The 20,149-nt window shown below is 57.2% G+C and carries 14 protein-coding genes; 6 read left to right on the top strand and 8 right to left on the bottom strand.

What is annotated here, in order from left to right:
* Positions 1–158: 158 nt before the first annotated feature.
* Positions 159–4,796, bottom strand: a complete 4,638-nt coding sequence (locus GTF44_RS13760; protein WP_171561716.1) for an alginate lyase family protein — start codon at positions 4,794–4,796, stop codon at positions 159–161.
* Positions 4,793–6,928 (bottom strand): glycosyltransferase, encoded by a 2,136-nt coding sequence (locus GTF44_RS13755; protein WP_171561719.1) that lies wholly within the window; start codon positions 6,926–6,928, stop codon positions 4,793–4,795. Before GTF44_RS13755 ends, GTF44_RS13760 begins: the two co-directional genes overlap by 4 nt.
* A 357-nt stretch (positions 6,929–7,285) precedes the next feature.
* Here GTF44_RS13755 and GTF44_RS13750 point away from each other — a divergent pair, with 357 nt between their 5' ends.
* Positions 7,286–8,158 (top strand): aminoglycoside phosphotransferase family protein, encoded by an 873-nt coding sequence (locus tag GTF44_RS13750; RefSeq protein ID WP_171561723.1) that lies wholly within the window; start codon positions 7,286–7,288, stop codon positions 8,156–8,158.
* Positions 8,159–8,253: 95 nt separating this feature from the next.
* Here GTF44_RS13750 and GTF44_RS13745 read toward each other — a convergent pair whose 3' ends face one another.
* Positions 8,254–8,907 carry a LuxR family transcriptional regulator gene (locus tag GTF44_RS13745; protein WP_171561726.1) on the bottom strand — a complete coding sequence of 218 codons (654 nt, stop codon included), beginning with the start codon at positions 8,905–8,907 and terminating at the stop codon, positions 8,254–8,256.
* Between the two features lie 656 nt (positions 8,908–9,563).
* Here GTF44_RS13745 and GTF44_RS13740 point away from each other — a divergent pair.
* Positions 9,564–11,291 (top strand): hypothetical protein, encoded by a 1,728-nt coding sequence (locus GTF44_RS13740; protein ID WP_171561729.1) that lies wholly within the window; start codon positions 9,564–9,566, stop codon positions 11,289–11,291.
* Positions 11,292–11,373: 82 nt separating this feature from the next.
* Positions 11,374–12,540 carry a hypothetical protein gene (locus GTF44_RS13735; RefSeq protein WP_171561732.1) on the top strand — a complete coding sequence of 389 codons (1,167 nt, stop codon included), beginning with the start codon at positions 11,374–11,376 and terminating at the stop codon, positions 12,538–12,540.
* A 31-nt stretch (positions 12,541–12,571) separates the two neighbouring features.
* Here the strand turns inward: GTF44_RS13735 and GTF44_RS13730 are convergent, their stop codons facing one another.
* From GTF44_RS13730 to GTF44_RS13720, 3 genes are read right to left on the bottom strand one after another with little or no spacing between them, the layout of a single operon-like run.
* Positions 12,572–13,000: a hypothetical protein gene (locus GTF44_RS13730; RefSeq protein ID WP_171561734.1), complete on the bottom strand. Its 429-nt coding sequence runs from the start codon at positions 12,998–13,000 to the stop codon at positions 12,572–12,574.
* 19 nt (positions 13,001–13,019) lie between these two features.
* Entirely contained in the window at positions 13,020–13,889 is an 870-nt protein-coding gene (locus GTF44_RS13725; RefSeq protein ID WP_171561737.1) for a CsgG/HfaB family protein, read from the bottom strand.
* A 13-nt stretch (positions 13,890–13,902) separates the two neighbouring features.
* Positions 13,903–14,259, bottom strand: coding sequence for a hypothetical protein (locus tag GTF44_RS13720; protein ID WP_171561886.1), 357 nt, complete (start codon positions 14,257–14,259; stop codon positions 13,903–13,905).
* 300 nt (positions 14,260–14,559) lie between these two features.
* Here GTF44_RS13720 and GTF44_RS13715 point away from each other — a divergent pair, with 300 nt between their 5' ends.
* Positions 14,560–15,318 (top strand): hypothetical protein, encoded by a 759-nt coding sequence (locus GTF44_RS13715; RefSeq protein WP_171561743.1) that lies wholly within the window; start codon positions 14,560–14,562, stop codon positions 15,316–15,318.
* Between the two features lie 279 nt (positions 15,319–15,597).
* Here GTF44_RS13715 and GTF44_RS13710 read toward each other — a convergent pair whose 3' ends face one another.
* Positions 15,598–17,175, bottom strand: coding sequence for a hypothetical protein (locus GTF44_RS13710; protein ID WP_171561745.1), 1,578 nt, complete (start codon positions 17,173–17,175; stop codon positions 15,598–15,600).
* 400 nt (positions 17,176–17,575) lie between these two features.
* A complete protein-coding gene (locus GTF44_RS13705) occupies positions 17,576–18,478 on the bottom strand; it encodes a LysR substrate-binding domain-containing protein (protein WP_171561748.1) in 903 nt (300 codons plus the stop codon).
* 122 nt (positions 18,479–18,600) lie between these two features.
* Here GTF44_RS13705 and GTF44_RS13700 point away from each other — a divergent pair, with 122 nt between their 5' ends.
* Positions 18,601–19,068 (top strand): cupin domain-containing protein, encoded by a 468-nt coding sequence (locus tag GTF44_RS13700; RefSeq protein WP_171561751.1) that lies wholly within the window; start codon positions 18,601–18,603, stop codon positions 19,066–19,068.
* 62 nt (positions 19,069–19,130) lie between these two features.
* Positions 19,131–20,099, top strand: coding sequence for an NAD(P)-dependent oxidoreductase (locus tag GTF44_RS13695; RefSeq protein ID WP_171561754.1), 969 nt, complete (start codon positions 19,131–19,133; stop codon positions 20,097–20,099).
* Positions 20,100–20,149 lie beyond the last annotated feature (50 nt).

Here is a 20,149-nt window from a genome sequence, read left to right as displayed (position 1 = left end):
GAGGCTTTGCCGGATTTCGTTGGAATGCTGGCGCAAGACCGCTCAAATGAGCCCGTTCTGATCATTTGCTCTCTGCCAAGCTCAACGCGCCAGACGCCGCGAGAGACCCAATCGGGCAATCTCGCGACAGTCATAAACATGGCGCCGGACCGCGCCGATCAGGAGTTTACCGGCGGAGCGGGCTCAAAATGCAGCAGACGACAGGGCGTCGAGAACAACTCTTCCAGTTCGGCCTTTGTCGGCATACGCCGCCGCCTCGGGTCGAAGATCATCTCTTGTGAGCCAGCATACGGGCAGAGGGCATCAACTTGCTTGGCTCCAAAATCAGGCAGCCCCGCAATCGGATATCGCGCCAACAGTGCATCGCAGAGCACCAAGCTCTCCGCCCGAACATCCTGATAGGCGCTGATCTGTTCGATCTTGAATGTGTCGAGCAACTCGCAAATGACCGGGTGGAAGGCACCATCGGCGGTGTTCTCATAATCCGGCCAGTGAAAGATACCGACCCCGTCGCCGTCGGATGCCGCCTGCACAACGATCTCCGAAATCGCGTCGATGTTGTGGCCACCCTGGGTGTAGTCGGCAATGAATACCGATTTAAACGCCGCCGGCTCGTAGGGGGATTGAAGCATTGGTCGAGGTGCAGGGAAAACGCGAGATTTCGGATCGACAGACTCCAGGCGGAGCTCTTCTGGTGGCATACTGTCCTGCCAGCGCCGATATGTGCGCTGATAATCTCTGCGAATGCCGTGATAGACCGTTCGGACATGCGTCGCATTCTGTCGGGTCAGCGAATCCGGTCGGATCAAACTTAACGCCAAGGGCACGTTGCGGGATGTCGTGGTGATCGCATCATCGCCATATCTGGTCCGGAACCGCCAGCCGAACTCATTATCCGCGCCAGCCCGAACGGTGTCCCAGGGGCCGATCTCTTTAAGCAGGTCTTTTCGGAACAACAGCGATGACAGATTAATGCTCATCAGATGCTCATCCGGCCGCCAGAAACCAATGGCAAAGAGATCCGGGTGCACCCGCATCCAACGAGACAGAACCGCCATGGCATTTCGGCTGCTGTTGAGCTGCCGGAACTGCATCTCCACCTTCTGCGGGTGGGACCAGTCGTCGGAGTCGTGGACGGTGACATAGTCGCCCTCCGCCAGCTCCATCCCGGTGTTACGGGCAATATAGGCCCCGCCGTTGGTCTTAAGCTCGACCAGTTCGACCCTCGAGTCCGTCGCTGCAATTGATTTCACCACATCGCATGTCGCATCGGTGCTGGCGTCATCAACCACGATGATTTGCAGATTCGACCATGTCTGCGCCAGCATGCTTTTGATCGCGATGCCGATGGTCTCGGCGCCATTATAGACCGGCATGATGACGGAGACCTTGGTGTCCCGGACATCATCCGGCCTCGCGGGCACTACATCCTCACCCGTAATATTAAAGAAACTCAATGGCTTGTCGGCTTGCTTCTTTTGGATCGTCGCTAGGCCATTGGTGAGATAGACCTTGTTGATCCACGATAGCTTGGCCGCAGCAACCTCTGGATCGTCAGTACCGGGTTGGGCTTGGAACGTGTTGGCGATCTGGAAGAAAAGGTTTGGATCATCGGGGTGGAACTCCAACTGCCCTTCGACCATCGCGCGCGCTTCTTCCGCACGACCCAGCTCGATCATGCAGTTCGCCTCCGACAAGATATAGCGCCGCTTCTCTGATTGATCGAAATCGCGCGCCTCTCGGATCTTCGGCAGCGCCTCGGCAAACTCGCCATTGAAACTCAGCCACCTCCCCAGGGTCCATGCCGCGAAACAGCGATCGGCGTCGGGATAAGCCGGGGAGTGCTGCACCGCATTGAGATCAACAGCCGCTTGATCGGGGTATCCACCCCAAAGCCGCTTTTCCAACGCTTTTGGAGAGGCCCGCTTCTGCCGCCCGCCAGAAATACCACTGCGGGCACGATCCTCGGCTTTACTGATCAGTCGGGCAAACGTGCCCCCCTCCGCGGCGCCTGACGACTGTAAACTGGAGGACAACATCCAAAACGGCATGATCCCGTCATGCGGGAAGAAGAACGGTTTTCTGAGAAAACCGAGCGCCCGGTTCGCCGTATCGTTTGAGGTGTACCGGGCCTGCGCACAGTAGATGATTGGCAGATAACGATCTTTGTCAAATGCGGCGATCTGCTCATAGGGCCATTTCCCTTGGCAATATTTCGACAACATCCAGTGGAAACCCGCCGCCAGGTTCCGGCCCTCCTTCCCTTCGTAGTGCCAAAGCGTGTCACCGCAGCGCTCGGCCAGGTTCGCCAAGTTTATCCAGGACTGAAGGTTAAACGCGCAGTAATGTTCGGTCTGCGTGCGGGTTAGCTCGTGCTTTTGCGAGCCGTTCTTGCTGAACTGGCCCGCAATGCGTTCGCGGCTCCTTCGAAAGGTCGTTGCCAAGACGTCGACATCACCAAGATATGCAGCAATGGCCGCCACTTGCAGATCATAACAGGTGCCATGGTTATTCGCGGCGCGGCACTCTTCCAGCCCTTGCTCACTTTCAAGCAGCCAGTCGAGATAGTCGCGCATCCACTCGTGCAATGCCGTCTTGTCAGCCTCGGCAAAGGTCCCCGAGCGTTCTAGAAGACGAACCGCGTCCAAGAAAAAATAGAGATCCTTCATCTCTATCAGGCCCCGCGCGGTCCCCTTTGCTTCGCCCTTGCTGGTCCGCACCTGTGCATATTCAAGATGCGGATTCATCCGGGTTCGGGGGTCTATGAACCAATGACGGACCAACTTGGCGGCATGCTGATGATATTCGGTATTGCCACTGCTGCTTCCCGCCAGTGCCAGGATCGTTGTATCGTCGAAAAGGCGCTGTAGGCGGGTCCGGTCATAGCGCGCGCTCTCCGGCTCATAAAGCCGGGTACCGGGCGAGCGTTCTCCATCACGGCGGATCGCGGGATATCCGCTTTTGGTATGCGGGTTTGGCCACCAATAGGGGGCCGGGTGAAAGTAATCGTGTTTGTCGCCGCTTGGTGGGGCCATCGTCTTATCGACGACGGAGTACGGACCCCGCTGCAATGCAAGATCGGCTTCTTGCTGCAATCGGGTGTAGATCATGCCCTTGGCGGCATCCGCCGGGGCCAGCTTCAACGATGCCAAAATCGGCTCGTCATAGGCTTTGAGCGATGCCGCGTCGAACTTCGCCGCTAAAGCCCGGCGATCCAACGCGTCGATCAAGCTGACGATCGCTTCTGACCGGGCCATGCCGCGCTGCACGGTGACCTGATCAGAAGAGGCTTCTAGGTCGTTCCGCCCAGAATGGAGGCGCGCAACCCACCCGGCCTGACCACAATCCCCCGCTTCTGCGGCGCGCGCCGGCCTCGGCAAATCCCAGCTGTCGCCCCGCCACGCATCCCAGACCCCCGGAATCCCCAACCGCCAAAACAATTCGACCTTCGGGCGCCGACCATAGTGGAAGTCTTCGTCGAACTCTTCCGTCGCATCATTGCGGAACAGCAGTTGCGGCTCGTCCACTGCTTCGGGGTTGTACCCTCGTTTCAGAAGGTCTGCATTATCCGTCGTCCGCGACATCGGCACGGTAAAATACTTCAAATGCGGTGCATTGGTGACGCTCTGCACCACTTCGGACCAAGCTGATTTGGTCAGAAAGCAATTGCCATCCCAGGGCAGAACCCATTTGGCCCGCCCTCGCCCATCACGCAGCGCCGCGTTCCGGGCCCCGTTATTATTCATGACATATCTGTTTTTATGCCGCCGCGCGTGGGCCTCCGCGCGCAACTTGTCATGGTCATACATGTTGGCGTAGCGACCATTCAGAAAGAAGGTCATCTGCGGAAAACTCTCGAAATCCCACTCGACGTTTCGGTACTCATCGAGATCGAAGGGGATATGAAGAAACGGCTGGTCATATTGTTCCAGAAGCGCGATCACAGCCTGTTCTTGCTCGGCATCGGCGATCCGGTTGACGACCCAACGCTTCTCGCAATGCATAAGCTCGGGCTCGTTCTCCAAAATGAACCGGAGGTTCTTGAGCGTTTGCCCTTCCTCATGTCGCGGTGGCAGGTCGTTGCCTAGTATTCTGTAGAGGACAAAGGTATCTGCCGCACGATCCAGCCCTTTGGTAAGGTACTCTGCCTTCAGCGCTGCAACATCGGTCACGGCTGGTACGGATGGCTCAATCGGCTCATTTCGAGGGTCAAACACCGTGTTCGGATCAAGACCCGACTGATAATAGGTGTCGTAGTCTTCAAGTCGCGCGCGCAGCAACCCCGGCTTGCCCAGATCAATCAGGTAGCTGGGCCGCCACTTTTTCCAAAGAGCGTTGAAGCGCTTGCTGAAAAGGGCCGCATTGGCCTCCGCCAGATAGACCGCCTCAGGAAAGTATTCGAAAAGAACCTCAGACCGACGTAGCAGCGCGTGTTGCGTCGCATCGGTCAGGAAGAGCGGCACGAACGGTCCCTTGCTCCGCTGCTGCCGCTTGATCTGTTTCAGGACGAGCCGTAGCCGATCTTCGTCCAGCCCGAACGCTGCAACAGCGACAACCGGCACACCGCCGGAGCCCTCACCCGCATGCCATCCAGGCCGCGGTTTGAGCGCCACTTGCGGTCGCTTGGCCACCGGCCAACCCAAGAGTTGATCCTCTGTCAAACCAAGGTCCTGCGTCGGTTCGGATTGGGGTTGCCTCTGGGTCTCCCACATAACCCGTTGCACCTTCGACTTGGCCGAGTTGCACAGTTTCGCTTGGCCTGCCGCTGCGGCCTTTATCTTCTTGGCTTTGCTCATGTTTTATCGACCAAATCCATTATCGCCCTCGCCGCAGCAGCCGCGCCATTGCCCGTGTAGAGCTTCTGGCACTCGTCGCGCATAAAGGCTTGCGCCTCTTTGTTCAGCAGGGCCTCGCAAAGCGCGGGCAAGTGGAACAACTCATCCTCTGGAAGATCAAAAGCCGCGCCATGTTCCTGCATATAGGCCGCCCGGGTGCCCTGCTCATCCATCGCCGGATGCCGGTTGGCAAAGAAGATCGTCGGCAAACCGGACGCCACCACTTCATGGAAGGTATTATACCCCGCAGCCGAAATCGAAAAATCAAACGCTTTGAAGAACCGGCTCAGCGGAAAACCACGAAGCAGCCGGGTCACCCCGGCATCAGAGAACTCGACGGGGCTATTCTCCCATTCGGCCAGCACGATCTGCAGGTTTGGGAACTTCTGAAGCTGTTCGAGAATCTCGTTCGTCAAAGCGAGGACGTCTCGGTTTGCCCCTGCGCCGAGTTGAACCAAAACCGACGGGTTCTCGGGTGAAAGGCCGAGCGCCTTGAGCGCTGCTTTCCCGGGTAGCAGTTCCTCTTGATCAAGAAGCGTGATCGGGTCGACAAGCATCACTTCGTTCTGGCGTGCCGCCGTTGGTCCATGGTCCCATTCCGCCGCCGTTTCGCCCGGCTCGATGATGCGATCCATAAAGCGAGCGTTGTCCAGATATGGTGACGGGGTCAGGCCAACCATGCCGCGGCGCACCCAGACCAAACCACAGCGTCCACGTGACAGAACCCCATGAACCAGCCCTGGTGTGGGATTGTTACCGTCAAAAACGACAGCGCTCGGCTCATACCGGTCAATCAAGGCGCCTAGTTCAGATCGAAACCAAGCGTCCCAATTCGAGGGATCTGTGTTCGTGTCACCCTGGGACGGGATGTATTCGGCCCGATAACCAAAGGATTCAATGATCGGGGCGGCCTGGGCCATGGTGGCAAAGATCGGTTCAACCTGATCATCAAGACGGCGCGCAATCGCCAGAAGCCGGGTCACATGGCCCAAGCCCACGCCATTGGACGGAACGAACAACACACGTTTGGCGGGCGATTTTCGGGCCTTGCGCCGCTTGCGCGGTTTGGCCTCGTCCAGCAGGTGCAAGACCTTGGTGCGAAGCGACGTCTCGGAAAACTGGAACGCGCTGTACCGTGCGGCATCGTTGCGCGCGGTTTCCAAGGCGTCTTCATCGGCCAGAAGGCCCTCGACCGTGGAGCGCGCGTCAGCGGCATCGGCGTAGACCGCGCCAGGCCCAAAATGACATTCCAGATGTTTTGGCAACATCACGAGCTTGCCCGACGCCATTGCCGACGCAATTGCAGCCTCCGGCATCGAGGGGATCGAGACGCCCGGAAAATACATGAAGATGTCCAACATCTCCACAAAACGCTCGACCGTCACGTCCTTGGAGTCAAAAACGGTCAAACCCGGCTTCCCGGCGAGCTTCTTCCAGAGTTGGCCCGGAGGCGTTCCCATGACGCGAAAATCCTGCCCGCGCCCAATTGGATAAATCCGCTCGATGTCCTCTTTTGTTTTTGGCCATTGCGTCGGACCCGGGTCACTCACCCGACCGATGACAGTCGGCCTGATGACGCCAGGCGCGGTACCCAAACTGAAGAGTGGCCGCCCAACCGGTCGCCAGTCTTCATCCAGAAGCGGAACGGGCGTGTTCAACTCCGCCAGCGCCGTCCGTACCCACCGGTTTGTTGGCGCCCATGTGACCGGGCCAATCTGCAAGCCCAACCAAAGGCCCATCTGCGAGAGCGATGGCTTTCGCTCATGGACGAAGACAACCTGATCGGCAGAGAGATCGGAGAGATTCTGCACCGGAACCTGAAGGCTGGATGGCGAATGGACAATCGCCAGCTTTGTTCGGGCCGATGGTTGCGCCGGCAAGACATCCACCAGGCCTTCACGCACGCAAAGCTGAATATCGGGTGAAATCGTGGCTGGCGGTGTGTGGACCTGCAACTGCACGATCCCGACCCGGCACCCCATATCGGTGTATGTCCGGATTTCCTGCGCAATGCGCAAACCGACATCGCCCTTGCGCGTGCAATCGGCAAGGAGGACGATATCGTAGGTGCCATCTTGACGCGTCGAACTCATAGTCCCTGACTCGATCCGCCCCCAATCAGGGACGTTATGCGAAATCTTCCTTATCTGGCAAGCCTTTGCGGTTTCCACCCTGCCCTCAGGGGTCACCACCTCTAGTTGTGTGGCCATTTTGCCGATCTACTGTGAGAAGGCGTAGTATAGCACGGACCGTGCCGATGGTCTGTGTTGAAGGTGCAGCCAGAGACACAGGCCGAATCGGAAAACCGACCGAAAGATGGCCCGTTTTCCAAGGGTCGCGCGGTTTTTCTGGGCAGACCCCTTGAGATTTCGGCGGAATTTGGCCCCACTAAGAGGAACGGCATGGCCCGCCCGGCACCACGAGGCGGCACGATACGAAGGGGAAGTTCCATGGCTGGATCATCGAAAGATCTTGATCCGGCACCGCTGCTCGACCAATGGAACCTGACTTTGGAAGGCACCCGGCCCGCGCGGCGCCAGGCGCAAATCTTTGAAGTTAGAATGGAGGACGGCGTTCCGGCGATGTTGAAAGTCTATCGTCGGCCCTCCCTTGGATCCGAGGCGGAATCGCCGAATTTCCTGTCATTAATGGACGGGGACTCGACGGCGCGGCTTCTGCGCATGTGTCCCGGCGCTTTACTGTTAGAGCGCCTGGAAGGCGAGATGCTGTCGAAAGTCGTCGCGCGGGGGGATGATGAGGCCGCGACCGAGATCATCATCGATATCGCCGAAGCGATCCGCAAGAAGCGGCAGAGGTTCAAACCGGCCAAAGATCTCAACAAGCGATTCGAAACGCTTCAGGAAACGCCTCTAGATGCCCACCCAATCTTGGCAACCGCCACGTTTCGACAGGCGCGCGACGTGATGCGCCGGGCGATTGATCGCGACGCGACGGCCAACCGCGGCATGCTGCACGGCGATTTGCACCATACAAATGTCGTCAAAGGTCATCGCGGATGGTGCGTCATTGACCCGATGACCCTGTTTGGAGAAGCCGAAGCGGAATATGGGCAGGCCTTCTGCAACCCCAGCTATCAGGTCGAGATTGTCAGCGATCCGAAGCGCGCCATCCGGGTGGCAAATCAAATCAACTGCCGCACCGGGCTAAACCATGAAAGGCTTATCGCCTGGGGGGTGGTCATGGCGGCACATTCGCTTGTGAAAGAAGTCAACAGGACACCGTTTGAGCAGCGGCTGCTTGATCGCGCCTCCGCTCGGCTTGAGGCGCTTGTCACCGCCTATGGCACTGTGGCGAACCGCTAGATCGGTGAAACCAAGATTTGGCCTCAGAACAGCACGCCCTGTTCGAGCCTGGCCCGCTCCGCGCTTGAGAAGAAGATTGATTTGAGAAACGTCCCCTAAGACGGATCGGGGAACCGACCGAATGCCACCAGACCAACCAGTTCCGCGCGAGACGACACGCCGAGCTTTGCAAGCGCCCGGCTCTTATACGTCTCGACTGTCTTCGGGTTGATCTTCATCTGCACAGCGGTCTCTTTCAGAGTGTACCCTTGACCAAGGCACTGCGCCGCCTGCCGCTCCCGACGGCTCAGAAGCACGCGTCTATTCCGCTGTGTGCCGCTCAACGGCACCTTATCATCGGTCTGACCCTCAAAGATTTCCGCAATATGGTCGCAGAGCGCCTTGATCCCATGGGTGCGCTCAACCACGCCAGCGACACCGATCCGCGTCCGCGCCAGAGCCAATCTGGCCGCATCCAAAGATGAGAAGAACACGCAGGACAGTTTTGGGGAGTCCAATACACATTCGCCATCGACAACCGGATCATCCAGAAGGACCGGGTCAAAAACAACGATATCGACCTCGCCAGCGCAGATATGCGCTTGCGCGTCTTCGAGGGTTTCCACCGAAAGAACCGCGCTCACCCCATCGAGGCGCCGTAGCTGTGCCGTCAGTTCAGCCGCCAAACCCGGCTCGCTCTCAACCACAAGGATTTGCGGGCCAATATCGGAATGCACATCCACAGAAACCAAGGGTGAATTGCCGCTCATATCGCCCTCCCCAGGCAAGGCTCGTCTCAAAAAATCCAAGCGCCGAGGCGCGATGCCATCGGCATAAAGTCGCAACTGAAAAACGGCGTTTCAGAGAGAACTCGCCGACCAGCACCATGTGCCGCAATCTTAGTGTTAATCGTCAAATTTATGCCTTCTTCTTAACACAATTTTACGATTCGTTAAGACTCATCCAAGCACACTTTCTGTCCACGGTGCGGAAACTAAGTGTTTTTATCTTTCTGTTTTGAAGGTGTTGCGCGGTTTTTTTGATGTTTTGGGCCACTTCTTTGACCAAAACATGACGCTAGGTCAGATTCGCACCTGACTTGCCCTTCAGCATCAAATGTCAACCTGTCTAAAAAGCTTGTAAGGATTTTCCTGACGGGAATTTCCTGACTGTTCGGTCAAAACCCTTGGTGGTGTCATCGAAGCCGTGCCGCAAGGCCAGGTTTCTTGGGTGATATTGCTAGAACTATTTTTTCAATGACGTTGCACACGCCTGCTTAGCTAACCGTGCAACACGAAGACGACGTTTGAACACTACACCCGAGCGACCAAGACAATCTGGACGCGGACTCGCTGGGTCTGCGCTCTAACCGGGCTTCGTGCCCATTGGTTCACCAAAGCCTGCTTTGGCTAAGAGGGTAGACACAATGCATAAGTATCTCACAACGACAGCGGTGTCGTTCGTGCTGGCGGCTTCGCCAGCGCTGGCGGACGAGACTGATATCGACCAAATCCTTTATGGCGTTCAGAACGCATTGAACGCGGTCTACGCCGCTGATGGCGGTGTCGATATTGACCAAACGGCGACCAATGCCGGGAACATCATCTCGCGCGGTCCCGACTCGCTTGACGACATCTATCAGTCGGCGCGTGGCGTTGGCCAAACAGCCACCAACTACGTCAACTCGACCGACGGTCTCTATGATCCGGAAGGTCCGTTTGACGGTTTCGAGAATGTAACTCAGGCCGCAACCAACGTCCTGAACAGCCTCAGCATGGACTCAGGCGCGTCGGTCGAAACCATTCGCCAGCGTGCGCGCTTCACCGATCAAGAAGCCGCGAACGCCGTGTTCTACGATGGCGACTCGATCAACATCGATCAAACAGCCATCAACGCCGCGAACTTGGTCAACGCACCAACAACGGAGTTGACCGAGGATGTGAGCCAGCGGATGCGTGGCGGTAGCCAACTCGCAACCAACGACGCGATTGGTGATGACTATTTCGACGACCTCGATGATGTGGTTCAATCCGCAACGAACGTTGCAAACTCCGTCTCCGCGATGGATGTGGATGACGTCCGTCAGAGCATTCGCGGAAGCGACCAGCGCGCAATCAACACGATCGAAGTCTATGACGATCTTCGTGTGACCGATCTGGACCTGAACGTTCAGGAAGCCGTGAACGCGGCCAACCTGATCAGCATCACTGGCGACGGCGATGATCTGAGACAGCGGTCCGTGTTCTCTGAGCAGGTCGCCTACAACATGATCCTGGGTCCGGATGTCTATCCTGGCAACCCGGACCACGGCGATGTGGTTGAAGATGTGGCGCAAACCGCGACCAACGTCACCAACTCGGTGTCCGGTGGCGAGGGCGGCACAATCATTGACACGATTGGCCAGCGCAGCCTGTTCCTGGTGCAGCGCGCCGGAAACCTTGTCGATATGGGTGACTCCATCACCGGCTTGACCCAAGACGCCACCAACGCGGCTAACATCGCTCAGTTCAACGACTTGGGTGTCGGCACCTTCGGCGGAGCGCGTCAGTGGTGGAGCGGCGGCTACCAGACCGCGACAAACGTTGTTGCATTTGGTTTGGGTGATGCGGCGGTCTATGACCTAGCGCAGGCAGCGACCAACGTCATCAACTCGCTGTCAGGTGACGATATCAACGACAGTGCCCCAGGTGGCACCGGCGTTGCTGTCTCACAGGTCGTCGATATGTCCGGTCTGTCCGGTCAGTTGGCGGGCAACTTCGTGTCCTTCGGCAGCGAAGATGGCGACGGTCTGACTGATGTGACCCAGGCCGCCACCAACGCAGCAAACCTCATCACGCTTGATGAGCTGCGCGGTGTGACTGTTCAGGATGCGTATGTCCAGCAGGTCGCTGGCAACGTCGCTGTACCGAACCTGGCGAGCTTCTTCATCGCGGGTAGCGGCGATATCGTCAATCTTGACCAGAGCGCCGTCAACGCAGTGAACGTTATCAGCGCGAATGAGCTGCCGGATATCCTTGGCGCGACCGATATCTCGCAGACCGCCTCTGGCTTCCAGTTGTCCACCAACATTGCAGCAACGACTGCGTCCGTTTCGGGCGTGACTCAAGCTGCAACCAACGTGGCCAACTCGATCGGTATGCCTTCGGACAGCTGATCCACAGTCTTCGGAGCGGCGGTATCCATCGCCGCTCCACTCTCTTTTCTAAGAATTTTCTCAGATACAAGCGATCCTTTAAATGCTCCGTCGCGCTGCCATATTCTTCGCCGTTCCAGCCTTGGTTGCTGCAGCCGCGCATGCCGATGAGCCAACAGGAGCGGTCATCGAGCAGTTCTTCGACGGACGTCAGATCGGCCTCAACACTCTTGATCTGACTGCACCCGCAGAACAGATCGACACAACGACAACGCTTGCGCCGGGGATTGGCGGCACCCTTAGCCAGGACAACATGCAGCTGATCACCAACGCGGCGAACGTCCTGATTTCCCAAACCACCATTGTGGAAGACGCCGCACAAGTCAGCGCGGGTCAGCAAGAGGCGGGCAACACTCTGAACGGCGGCGAGTTCAGCATTCTGAACGGGTCCCTGACGCAGACGGGCGAGAACCTGACAAATGTGATCATTGCCGAACGCGTCGACAGCGTGATGCAGCAGTTCGGGCCGGGTGGCATGCAAACGGTTGAGAACGCGGCCAATTTGGGCTTTGCACCGGGATCCTTGACCCAAACGGGGCGGAACACAGCAAACATCGTCGTCGCTGACATCTCAATCGGGTCCGGCGCCCAGGTGTTTCCCTTCGACTCCGTCCAGTCGATCGACAATTTTGTGCGGTTAACAGGGATGCCCGGAGACACGCCACCCTTTGACCCGATCTCGGACATCCCCGAGCAGTTTGCAGATATAGCCCCCGGTATCGGCCAAAACGTCGGCGGCTCCCGCGGCACTATCGTTCAAGAGGGGATCAATCTCGGCAATATTCTCATTTCGGATGAAGTCAGAGACGTCGTGCGGATTTTCAACGGCGAGCAGATCGTGATGAACAACATCTTGGTGGAAGACATGCACGCCCTTCCCCAAAGCGTCACGCAATCGGGGATCAACATCGCCAATTTCGTCTCGGCGATCGAAGTGTCCGGACTGGAGCAATTCTCGGACGGGGTACAGATCGTCGAAAACAACGTGATGGACACCTCGCTGGCGTCATTAACCGCCGCAGTTCCGAGCTACACCCATGTGGCAGAGAACTATGTGAATGTGCTTCATATCAGAAATCCTGATGGGAGTACCGACTCGGTTTCGACCCTGCCGGTCACGGCCACACAGACGAGCAACGTTCCGCAGTCGAGCGAGATGGGGAGTGGTCGTCAGGTTCAGGTCGGCAATGCCATCGCCATAGACCGGTAAGGCCTAAGCGATTATCCCAAAGCGATCTTTGCTATCTGAGGTTTGAGCAACTCTCTGTTGCACACCAAGGCCCGGCATTAATGGATGGCGCCAAAGGCCATGAATCCGGCTTCGCGTCCTCATAGATGACAGCTTGTTCCCCATACTCGAGTGCCGCGTCAAGCAGCCGCTCAGAACAGATCGATGCGGCTTGTGATCGAATGAGCACATATACCAAGCGGTCCATCTGTTCGTCGCTTCCAACCGGTGCCTCTTGCCCCAAATCGACAAAATACTGCGCGATCTGCTCTGACCCCTCCAGCGGTGAACCCGGCAACACATCCTCACAGGAAAATGCCAACAGGCGATACTCCACCATCGCGGTCAAGAAGGGTGTCGGGTCAAAGGGGGCCGCGGCCCCCTCTGCTGTTTGCTGCGCAGATATCGGCTGAGCCGCGGCGAAAACCAGCGCGGCAGCCATAGCGGTGATGCTTCGACCTTTACTCAACACTGGCCAACGTCGCCCGCAATGCATCTGCTGCCTCAGGACCGGACCCGAAGTTCTCGGGGAGAAGCGCATCGCAACTGCCGTTGTGGTTCAAGACCTCGCTCACAATATCGTAAGCCGCCTCCGCCATCAGCCAGCGGATGCCAGCATGGAGACCTTCGATGTTCTCACGACCGACGTTCAAATCGAAAAGCTCGTCATCGAAGAACCGGAAGATCGACCCATAGATTTCACGACCAACCGCCTGCTTGGCATAGCTTTCGCTCATGATGATCTCGGTCGAGACGGTATCGGTCACACGAAGATCCGCCCCAACGGTCAGCGCAAATGCCCGACGACCGCCGCCAACTCCAAAAAAGCCGACCTCGGCGCCTTCCGAATATGTGTTGAAGTCAAGCTGCGTAATCGACCCGTCGATTACGTAACGCGACCCGCGGAAGGACCCGCGACGGATCGGACGGTATGGCACCGTCTCCCCCTCGATCTGCGTTGGGCCTCCATCACCAAGGATTTGCTCCCGCGACAGCGCGATTTCAAACTCCGACACGGCGGTGTTGATCCGGTTAACTTGATTCACGCCCGCGCGTTCCAAGGCCGTCACCAACATCGAAGCGGCATCACGCGGCACATAGGATCCGACTTCGTCAACACTGACCCGTTGGGTCAGGTCTGACACAACATGCACCGCAAAAATCACGCCGCTGCGGCGTACTTCCGGAGTTTCGGACAGACATTGCAACGCCGCATCCGCTGGCGTCACATTCGCCACAGGCAGCGGGCCGAAATAGTCCTGCTGCGGCGGGCTGAGTTCGTCAGGTAGGGCTCCGCACCCGGCCAATAGGCCAAGTGCCAATATGCTCAAAAATGGTTTCATGTTAAGGGGTTGCCATCAGCGTATCGGCGGCGCCGGTGATCGACTCGTCCGCGTTGTTGACCGTTGAGGTCACATTATCATTGTTATCGCCGTCAACCTCGACAATCGACTGATCACCATTGTTGTTCTGCTCAAGAAGGATGTTGTTGTCGTTTCCATTAATGTTGATCGTGGTCTGGTTTCCTGTCTGACCAATACCCTGACCGCCCAATGCGCTGGCAGACGCATCTTGCCTGAACTGCAGTCGAACTTGCTCTTGCAAAATCAGTGTTTGGCGCTCCGCAGGGCTGCGGAACTGAAAACCTTGCGCCTCGCCAAATCCATTGGCCTGCGCGCCGACGCCCCCTGTAATGGCCATCAAAAGGGCCAGGGCTCCTGCTCGTCTTAACATCTTAAATCCCCCGATTTATTGGCTGCATGATCTGCTTACAAGGTTAACGGTGCAAGAAGAAAGTTGGTGAGCCCTTTAACGCGTTGCTCTAATGCAATAAGAGCGAGATTGTTGTCTGCCTGCGCCGACTTAGACACTCTGATCAGACGGGCCCAACCTTGAAGCACACCGTCAGTCATGGCATTTGTGCACCGATGCCGCAGTGCTCCCCGCATGCAGGGCTAAATCGGCTGCGATTGATCGAACGAATGGCGAGAGGGTGGGTTCGTGGCAGATATAAACATTCACGTCGGAGCCCATGGCATTTTGCCTCGATACCTAGAGATCGCCATCAAAACCGAACGCAGAAATCTCCGAAAACGTCAGATTGTCCTCATCTCGCCAAGCCAGTATCGCCTCCAGTTGCGGAAGGCTGTGCAGGAAACGCTTATCAATGAGGCTCTGAACTCTAAGATTCTGCAGGAGATGAACCGGCACGAACGGCAAGAAGATCTCTTTGTTCTAAGCCGGCACAATCTGCTTTGTTCCGACGGTTCTATCTTTCGGGGCCGAAAGGTATATGCGGCTGGGGCAAGTCGGGTGCAGAACCTCGTGTCCATTTTTTCGGGGCATGAGCTGCATTTTAACATCGTGATATCGGATGCGGCGACGTGGGCGCGTGTTTTGGCAGAGAACGAGATGTGCCCGTTGCCGAACAACCCGATGTTGACCGCGCCGGACAAATACTCCTGGTATGAGACGATCGCGAGACTATTTGACGGGCTCGACCCCGCTATGATCCGGGTCTGGGCCGCGCCCAGATTTCCAAGCGACGAAGCCAAGATTGCGCAGCTATTCTTCAGCCCCGGGTCATCCGCCATACGATTCTCTGAAGACACACTAAAACAAGCTCTCGAAACCGATGATATGCTAAAACATCGAGCCTCCATCCCAGAAGCGATGTCGCAAGTGGCGGCTGAAGCCTTTATGATCGACATTGAGAACATTGAAGACAAGCTTGGGCTTGATGTTCGGCCTATTGCCTAAGAACCGAGCCTCAGATCAACAGATGCTGAACACCGCATTCGTGCACCACATGGGCGCGGACAGCGTTGGGGACCAACACTGTCCGCGCCTGATTCCCATCTTCCGTTCAAAGGCGTGGCCAGCAGATGCCACTCTGACCCGCGCAAACGCAGAGATTTGACGATGATCGGCGGCGTCAGTGTATCCAAGTGACCTGGAAGAACACCGCTCTCTCAACAAGGACTTCTTTAAGACAGTACATACCTAGGGCCACCGGTTGGTATGTCACCTTAGCGGACTCTACTCTTCGAAGAAGCTCCAGGTATCCGCAAAATTCGGAACAGAGATGTCCGCCGCCTTTCGCGTGTCGTCAAATCTGGAGAAAACGGTGCCACTATGCTTGGTCCGGAGAAGGAACTCGCTCAGCACCGCGCCCGCCGACCGATCAAGCATACAAAGCTCCAGCAGCTTAGCGTTTGTGTTCAGGAGCAAATCGGTACCCCCAACCGTATAGCGATCGAGGCCGCGGAACATGTTCTTCGTCGTAGGCTCATTCGACCCGTAGGTCTCGTCTGGCGCCCGTCCTTCAAGCGCGCGTTCGCCTTCGTAAATCTTGATCATATTCGCATAGAAAAACCCGGCTGCACCCACAATCTTCTGTGCTTCGTTGTCGCCATGGTCGAGAAACGTCTGCAATGTCGATATCAGCCATCGCGTGCTCAACTCATATCTGAGCTGTTCGCCAGCTTCCTTCCAAATACGCTGGAACAGCGTACGGGCCTTCTCGGTATGCGGTGTATCTCTCCGTAAGTAGCTGATGACCAACGCATTCAGAAACGCGAGTTCACTCTTTCCGCGCAGATGATATCGCAGAATCTCCGCCTGATCTTCGATGTTGGCTCTGGGTTTCTCTGATAAGCTGACATCGGCCGGCAATATCTTGGTTGCCAGTTCCGTCAGGTCGCAATCGACGGCCGGCAAAATATCCGGGCAGTTCGGCTGTTCCGGTACTTGCGACAGCACGCGGTCGTAAAGGGCTTCAAGGCCAATGGGCCCACGCCGAGGCAACCCTCTCGGCCAAGTCACCTCATCCGAATTTGAGGCCAATAGTCCATCATCCGGTTGCTCCCGGCGGGCGATCCGTTTCTTGTAGAACGGGATCAGCTTCCGCATCGAGGCCAGTTGATTAACCTGCTCCAACTCCGCGAGAAGTTGTGGCGACGAGGATACATTCGCCCCAGCCTCATCTTGTCCTATACTGGGTTGGATGATCGGGATTCTGAGAAGCGTGGACAGTTCCCGAACGCAGTGTGTCGGATCTTCTTTCTGGTAGTCCGCAATCACAAGCCGCTCTTGCGCGTATTCGACAGCAGGTGCCAACACTGAGTCCCAGTTGAGCGGTTCTTTTATGAAGCCAATGAACTCTTCGAGGCTTGAAAACCTGTCACGATACTTGACGTGTTGAGCATAACAGCTCCTGAGCCACTCCTCCTCCTGCCGCCGAAAAAACAAGAACGAAACCTGGTCCTCTGGAAACGCTGCCGTCAAGATGCGTAGGTTCTTCGCAAGCGTTGGATAGACGCGCCGCCCCTGCCCCCGACCAATGAGATCGCCAGAAAAATCCTCTTGAGACAGCACAACTTGGCTTGTGCCCAGTTGACCGCAGTCAAGACGGATCATGTCCAAAAGCTCACGCGCCTGTTCGAAGTCCCTTCCAGCCAGCCGCAGCGCCGCTTCATGGGTGCGCTTGTCGTGCAACACACCGACATCATGCTCGGCGAGCGCGTCTTGGTTCTGCATCAGGTAGCGCTGCAGAGCCGTCGAGCCAGTCCTATGCGGGCCGATATGGATAATGATTTTTCGCTTCAAGCCGGTCATCTGTATCGTTTGCTCAATTGGCAAATCTTCCCGAGATATTTTTAGAAATCAAAGATGTGATTGATGAACCCATTCGCCGCACAATCCAGCTCTTCTGCTGTGGGCGCACGCCGCATACTGACCGTCTTGAGCAATGCCGTGTCACCCCTTGGTTGGTGCGCTACAAGTTGCATCGCAGCTCTGCTTCGTTCATCCACATCACAATGTTCCCTACATGCCCTCTGCCTACCCATGTGATCAAGCACAGAGGTGGTCTATTCCATTGCAATCAATGTCTACATCGCACCGGGTAGCAAGCCCCTGTCTTGGACCGGATAACCGCGCGCTCCTAATACGGCATGCCTGTTCGCCCCGCTCTGGAAACACGATAGGCCGGATCTCTCGCGCGATATTAGCAGCCTTAGAGCACAGGACCCGGCGCGGTATCGGAGAAAATCGACCTGAGCCACTCTCTGAAAATCTCGACCTCGGGCCTTTGCTGGCGTTGGGTTTTCCGGCGGATCAGGAAATGTGACTGGTGGAACGGGGCGGGGTCCTCGGCGATGGAGATGTCCATACCAGCGGCAATCGCACTTGTCGCAAAGCGGGTTTGTATCGCCGCATGCCCCCCACCCGCCGCGACCATGGCGATTGCAACCGCTGTCGTATCGACGATCAGCGCCGGTTTGGAGGTCAGCGCCTCAAGCCCATGGGCCGAGAGATACCGATCCCACATATCCTCATATCCGAGAATTTGAATGAGCGGCATGTCTTGGAACGCCGGGTCGCCAACCTGAACCACTGGGGAGGTTTTCGGTCGAATAGGAACAATGGACTCCGTCGAGATTTGCTCAACCTCAAGCCCCGGCCAATGACCGACCCCCTGCCGGATATCGACATCGACCTCTTCATCGGAGATCGATGTCGCCCAAATGGTCGAAATCAGACGCACACTGATGCCCGGATGTGCCTTGGTGAAGGCGGGCAGATGTGGCCCCAACCACAAGGCGGCTGTCGAAATCGGCGCGCGGACCGTAATCGTTTGCCGGGCGAGCGGGCCAAACAGGCTTGTCGTGGCCAGATCAATATTCGCCAGCGCCTCGCTGACCGAATGGAGATAGGCCTGCCCCATCGCGCTGAGCGACAGATGGCGTGCCTTGCGTATGAACAACTGGCAACCCAAGGTCGCTTCGAGAGACTTGATATGCAGGCTGATCGCGGTCTGTGTCAGGCCAAGCTCGCGCCCCGCTTCGGTGAAATTCAACAGCCGCGCCGCCGCCTCGAAGCTGCGTAGCCAGGTCAGATTCGGTGATCGCGTCTGCATTTCTATACCCTAAAAATTTTGCACATAAACCCGATTATTATTCGTTTCTCTTTCATGTGCAATCAGTCAAATATCGCCACGAGTTCATGTCTGCGAGCGCGATCGCAATGGGAGGAAATGACATGTCAGCACCATCACCTGAGACCGAGATCTTCACCTCGGAGGCCGCCGCGAATGACAACTATGTTGGACGTCTGAGTGACAGCCGGCATGTGGTCCATATGGATGATCTGCCGATCGAAGGCGGGTTCGGCCCGCATTATGGCGGTGCAACCTGGCGCACGTTGATCTGCAGTGACCGGATGGACTCCTCTGAATTGGTTCTAGGCGTTGCGCAGATCCCGTCGGGCGGCGTGCTGGCTCTCCATCGGCACCCGCCAGCCGAGTTTTACTTCATCCTCTCGGGGTCCGGCATCGTGACAATCGATGGAACGGATCATCGTGTCACCCGAGGCTCAGGCGTTTATGTTCCCGGCAATGCCGAACATAGCTTAGCGGCGGGCATAGACGGCGTTTCTTTCGCCTATGGGTTTGCGAGGAATGCGTTCAACGAGGTCGAGTACACCTTTTCCGACCTTGAGCGGGCGTAGGCCGCAACTGCCTTCGCGCAAAACGCGCGGGGGTGGCAGCTTAGAATAAGAAGGAATACGACATGAGGGTTGGTTTTATTGGTCTTGGCAATGTGGGCGGCAAACTGGCCGGGTCCATTTTGCGCAATGGATTTGACCTGACGGTCCGTGATCTGAACGAAGACCTGGTTCAGGACTTCGTCGCCCGGGGGGCCGACCGTGCCGATAGCCCCAAGGAACTGGCAGAGACCTGCGACGTTATCATCACCTGCCTGCCCTCGCCTGCCGCTTGTTCGGAAGTGATGGAGGCGGAGGATGGTGTTCTGTCGGGCCTCAGCGCTGGCAAAATCTGGGCCGAGATGTCCACCACCGACGAGACCGAGGTCAAACGGATCGCCGATCTGGTGCGTGCCAAAGGGGCCGCACCCATCGAATGCCCGGTCTCCGGCGGCTGTCATCGCGCGGCAACCGGCAATATCTCGATCTTCGCAGGCTGCGACCGCGAGACGTTCGAGCGGATGCTGCCGATGCTGACAACGCTTGGCCGTCGTGTGCTGCATACGGGCGAGATCGGTTCGGCCTCGGTTCTGAAGGTGATGACCAACTATCTGGCCACGGCGAACTTGATCACCCTGGCTGAGGCCATGGTGACGATGAAAGCCGCCGGGATCGACCTGGCCACAACCTATGAGGCGATCACGATTTCATCGGGCACGTCTTTCGTTGCCGAAACCGAAGGCCAAGTCATCCTCAATGGCAGCCGTGATATCTCCTTCACGATGGACCTGGTAAAGAAGGATATCGGCCTGTTTCAGAAGATCGCCGAAGAGAACGGCGTACCGTTGGAGATCAGCCCGCTGATGGTTGATATCTTCGACGATGGCATTGCGCGCTATGGCCCGCGCGAGCTATCGCCCAACATCATCCGGCGACTGGAGGATGCGACCGGATTGTCGATCCTGGCTGACGGCTTCCCCGACGAGATGACCGATGGTGAACCCGAAGAGCCCGGCTATGAGGTGGTGCCCGCCGCCCGGCGCGCGGCGGAGTAAGCAGCGCGAGATCCGCAAAGGCAGCCGGTTCCGACCTCTGCGCGTCCAAC

Origin of the sequence: Roseobacter sp. HKCCD6576-2, from assembly GCF_013179285.1 — a bacterium.
GTDB classification, from domain to species: Bacteria; Pseudomonadota; Alphaproteobacteria; order Rhodobacterales; family Rhodobacteraceae; genus Rhodophyticola; species Rhodophyticola oceani.
The sequence above is the reverse complement of the archived record's forward strand: the minus strand, read 5'-3'. Positions and strand labels throughout refer to the sequence as shown.

Bases quoted from the DNA above. Each gene is read 5' to 3' on its own strand.
- GTF44_RS13760 (WP_171561716.1), bottom strand. From the start codon at position 4,796: ATGAGCAAAGCCAAGAAGATAAAGGCCGCAGCGGCAGGCCAAGCGAAA.
- GTF44_RS13755 (WP_171561719.1), bottom strand. From the start codon at position 6,928: ATGAGTTCGACGCGTCAAGATGGCACCTACGATATCGTCCTCCTTGCC.
- GTF44_RS13750 (WP_171561723.1), top strand. From the start codon at position 7,286: ATGGCTGGATCATCGAAAGATCTTGATCCGGCACCGCTGCTCGACCAA.
- GTF44_RS13745 (WP_171561726.1), bottom strand. From the start codon at position 8,907: ATGAGCGGCAATTCACCCTTGGTTTCTGTGGATGTGCATTCCGATATT.
- GTF44_RS13740 (WP_171561729.1), top strand. From the start codon at position 9,564: ATGCATAAGTATCTCACAACGACAGCGGTGTCGTTCGTGCTGGCGGCT.
- GTF44_RS13735 (WP_171561732.1), top strand. From the start codon at position 11,374: ATGCTCCGTCGCGCTGCCATATTCTTCGCCGTTCCAGCCTTGGTTGCT.
- GTF44_RS13730 (WP_171561734.1), bottom strand. From the start codon at position 13,000: ATGGCTGCCGCGCTGGTTTTCGCCGCGGCTCAGCCGATATCTGCGCAG.
- GTF44_RS13720 (WP_171561886.1), bottom strand. From the start codon at position 14,259: ATGGCCATTACAGGGGGCGTCGGCGCGCAGGCCAATGGATTTGGCGAG.
- GTF44_RS13710 (WP_171561745.1), bottom strand. From the start codon at position 17,175: ATGACCGGCTTGAAGCGAAAAATCATTATCCATATCGGCCCGCATAGG.
- GTF44_RS13705 (WP_171561748.1), bottom strand. From the start codon at position 18,478: ATGCAGACGCGATCACCGAATCTGACCTGGCTACGCAGCTTCGAGGCG.
- GTF44_RS13700 (WP_171561751.1), top strand. From the start codon at position 18,601: ATGTCAGCACCATCACCTGAGACCGAGATCTTCACCTCGGAGGCCGCC.
- GTF44_RS13695 (WP_171561754.1), top strand. From the start codon at position 19,131: ATGAGGGTTGGTTTTATTGGTCTTGGCAATGTGGGCGGCAAACTGGCC.